Raw genomic sequence first — 3,047 nt, 5'->3', positions numbered from 1 at the left:
GGTACGGCGTGGGGGTAATCCACGTTCGGCCCGGTACGACGACCGATTTCCGCCGATCGGGCCTGTTCTGGCACAATGGGCGGCTGTCTGACGGGCGACCCTGTTCGATGCGCGATCCGCAAGCTCCTCGCTCGATGTTCGAGGCGCGACCGCTCTCGCTCGATGCGCTGCCCCTCGGTCACACACGCGAGGCAAAACCGGACCGGGCATCCCGCCCGAGTCGCTGAATTGCAGCGTGGCAATCATAGGAGAAGTCGCTCAACCATGGCCGTCAAGATCAAGCTCTCCCGCTTCGGCAAGATCCGCAATCCCCAGTACCGCATCGCCGTCGCCGACGCGCGCAACCGCCGCGACGGCCGCTCCATCGAGGTCATCGGCCGGTACCACCCGAAGGAAGATCCCAGCATCATCGAGATCGACTCGGAGCGTGCGCTGTACTGGCTGGGCGTTGGCGCTCAGCCCACCGACCCCGTCCTGGCGCTGCTGAAGATCACCGGTGACTGGCAGAAGTTCAAGGGCCTGCCGGGCACCGAGGGCACGCTGCGGATCAAGGAGCCCAAGCCCAGCAAGCTGGACCTCTTCAACGCCGCGCTTGCTGCCGCCGACGACGCGCCGACCGGCGACGCCACCACGGCGAAGAAGAAGAAGGCTCCGGCCAAGAAGGCTGACGAGGCCGAGACCGCCGAGGCGCCCGCCGCCGAGGCCGCACCCGCTGCCGAATGAGCACCGTCGTCGTCGACGCCGTCGAACACCTCGTGCGCGGGATCGTCGACAATCCCGACGACGTCCGCGTCGACCTGGTGACCAACCGCCGCGGGCGCACCGTCGAGGTGCACGTGCATCCTGAGGACCTTGGCAAGGTCATCGGCCGGGGAGGCCGCACCGCGACTGCGCTGCGGACGCTGGTCGCAGGCATCGGCGGTCGGGGCATTCGCGTCGACGTGGTCGACACCGACCAGTAGCTCGTGGACCTCGTCGTCGGACGCGTCGTGAAGGCGCATGGCGTCGGCGGCGAGGTCGTCGTCGACGTTCGCACCGATGATCCCCATGGCCGGTTTGCACCGGGTACCGCGCTGCGCGCCAGAGCGCGCGACAAGACCGAACGGACCTTGGTGGTCGACTCGATGCGCGAGCACGGCGGCCGCCTCCTGGTCCGGCTCGACGGGGTCGCCAGCCGCGACGGGGCGGATGCCCTGAGGGGCAGCCTGTTCATCGTCGACACCGCCGACCTGCCGCCCATCGACGATCCCGACGAGTTCTACGACCACCAGCTCGAGGGTCTTCGCGTGCGCACGGTCGAAGGCCGCGACGTGGGCGCGGTCGCCGAGGTGTTGCACACCGCGGCCGGCGAGATCCTCGCCGTCCGGCCCGCCGAGGGCGACGGGCCCGAGGTGTTGGTGCCGTTCGTCGGCGCCATCGTGACGTCGGTGTCGCTTGACGACGGCATGATCGAGATCGACCCTCCGGACGGTCTGCTGGATCTGGACTCGATCTAGCCGTGCGCATAGACGTCGTCACCATCTTCCCCGACTACCTCGAGCCGCTCCGACAGTCCTTGCCGGGCAAGGCGATCGCCAACGGCATCGTCGACATCGCCGTGCACGATCTGCGTCGCTGGACGCACGACGTGCACCATTCCGTGGATGACTCGCCCTACGGGGGTGGCCCTGGCATGGTCATGAAGGCACCCGTATGGGGTGATGCTCTCGATGAGATCTGTTCCGAGGAGACTCTTCTCGTCGTTCCGACACCCGCGGGTCGCCCGTTTCAGCAGAGCGACGCGCAGAGGTGGAGCGGTGAGTCCCATCTGGCCTTCGCGTGTGGACGCTACGAGGGCATCGACCAACGCGTCGTGGAGGACGCAGCGCGCAGGATGCGCGTCGAGGAGGTGTCCATCGGTGACTACGTACTGCCCGGGGGGGAATCCGCGACGCTCGTCATGATCGAAGCGGTCGTCCGGCTGCTACCGGACGTCCTGGGCAATCCTGCTTCGCACCAGGATGATTCGCACTCGGACGGCCTACTGGAGGGTCCGAGTTACACACGACCCCCGAGTTGGCGCGGACTCGACGTGCCACCGGTGCTGCTGTCAGGCGATCACGCGAAGGTCGCCGCCTGGCGGCGGGAGCAGTCGCTGCAACGCACCCGCGACCGCAGGCCCGACCTTCTGGACTGACGAGCGCTTGCGCGAGGAATCGATGGGGCTGAGCTAGATGCGCCCGGCCGGGAACATCGTCTTGACGGCCTGGGTGATGGCCGCCCGTGCATTGGCGGCGGACGTGGGTTGCATGGACCCGATCACCATGATGTAGCGCCGGTCCGGACCGACCACGCCCGTCGAGAGGTGCATCCAGTCATTGCCGATGCAGCACATCCAGCCCTGCTTGACCGCGACCGGCTCGGCGAAGAGGCCCTCGGGGATCCCGAATCGCTGCGGGTAGACGCCCCCGGGCTGGGTGCCGTCCAGCGCCATCGGTGCTGACGCCGCGAGGTTCGACAAGATCACGCTGGCCTGTTCGGGCGGCAACCCGCCGGAGCCCGACATCATCATGTCGTAGTACCGGACGAGATCGGCTGCGGTGCTGATGGTGTTCCACCATCGCCCGTTGCTCGGCGGACGCGTGGAGGTCAGCCCGTAGCGGGCGGCGACGCGGGTGACGATCGCACTACCGCCGCTGCGGTTCCAGAAGTTCTCCGCTGCGCTGTCGTCGGACTGCCGCAGCATCCGGTCGAACTGTTCGTGGTCGGAGGGTGAGAGCTGCGTCTGGCCCTTGGACACCTGTAACAGCAGGTCGTCGGCGATGAAGAGCTTGACCACCGAGGCGATCGCGATGGTCTGGGTGTTGCCGTTGGACACCATCTGGCCCGTGTTGCGGTCGAGCACCAGGGCCGTGATGTCGGCACCGTTGTCGGCGGCCTCGGCCGTCGCCTGCTGTTCGCGATCGGACAATCCCGTGAAGGCTGCGGCGGGCTGGTCGGGGGGAACCTCCGGCAGTGGCGCCATGCTGCCCAGTGGGGCGACGACCGTGAGCGGCGCGGATGACGGC

General features: G+C 67.9%; 5 protein-coding genes. 4 read left to right on the top strand and 1 reads right to left on the bottom strand.

What is annotated here, in order from left to right; all coding sequences use genetic code 11:
* Positions 1–264: 264 nt before the first annotated feature.
* From rpsP to trmD, 4 genes are read left to right on the top strand one after another with little or no spacing between them, the layout of a single operon-like run.
* Positions 265–723 carry a 30S ribosomal protein S16 gene (gene rpsP / locus ACRDUX_RS40385; protein WP_526423090.1) on the top strand — a complete coding sequence of 153 codons (459 nt, stop codon included), beginning with the start codon at positions 265–267 and terminating at the stop codon, positions 721–723.
* Positions 720–962: an RNA-binding protein gene (locus ACRDUX_RS40380; RefSeq protein WP_149373377.1), complete on the top strand. Its 243-nt coding sequence runs from the start codon at positions 720–722 to the stop codon at positions 960–962. The genes rpsP and ACRDUX_RS40380 overlap by 4 nt, the downstream gene beginning before the upstream one ends.
* Positions 963–965: 3 nt before the next feature.
* The gene (gene rimM / locus ACRDUX_RS40375; RefSeq protein ID WP_526423088.1) at positions 966–1,496 is read left to right on the top strand and encodes a ribosome maturation factor RimM; all 531 of its coding nucleotides are present in this window, start codon (positions 966–968) and stop codon (positions 1,494–1,496) included.
* A 2-nt stretch (positions 1,497–1,498) separates the two neighbouring features.
* Positions 1,499–2,176: a tRNA (guanosine(37)-N1)-methyltransferase TrmD gene (gene trmD, locus ACRDUX_RS40370; protein WP_526423086.1), complete on the top strand. Its 678-nt coding sequence runs from the start codon at positions 1,499–1,501 to the stop codon at positions 2,174–2,176.
* A 33-nt stretch (positions 2,177–2,209) separates the two neighbouring features.
* On the opposite strand, the gene ACRDUX_RS40365 is transcribed toward trmD, so the two are convergent.
* Positions 2,210–3,047 (bottom strand): serine hydrolase (locus tag ACRDUX_RS40365; protein WP_526423085.1); only part of this gene is annotated, 838 nt, incomplete at its 5' end.

This window comes from Mycobacterium sp., assembly GCF_050701675.1.
GTDB lineage: Bacteria > Actinomycetota > Actinomycetes > Mycobacteriales > Mycobacteriaceae > Mycobacterium.
This window is presented reverse-complemented; position numbering and strand designations above follow the sequence as displayed.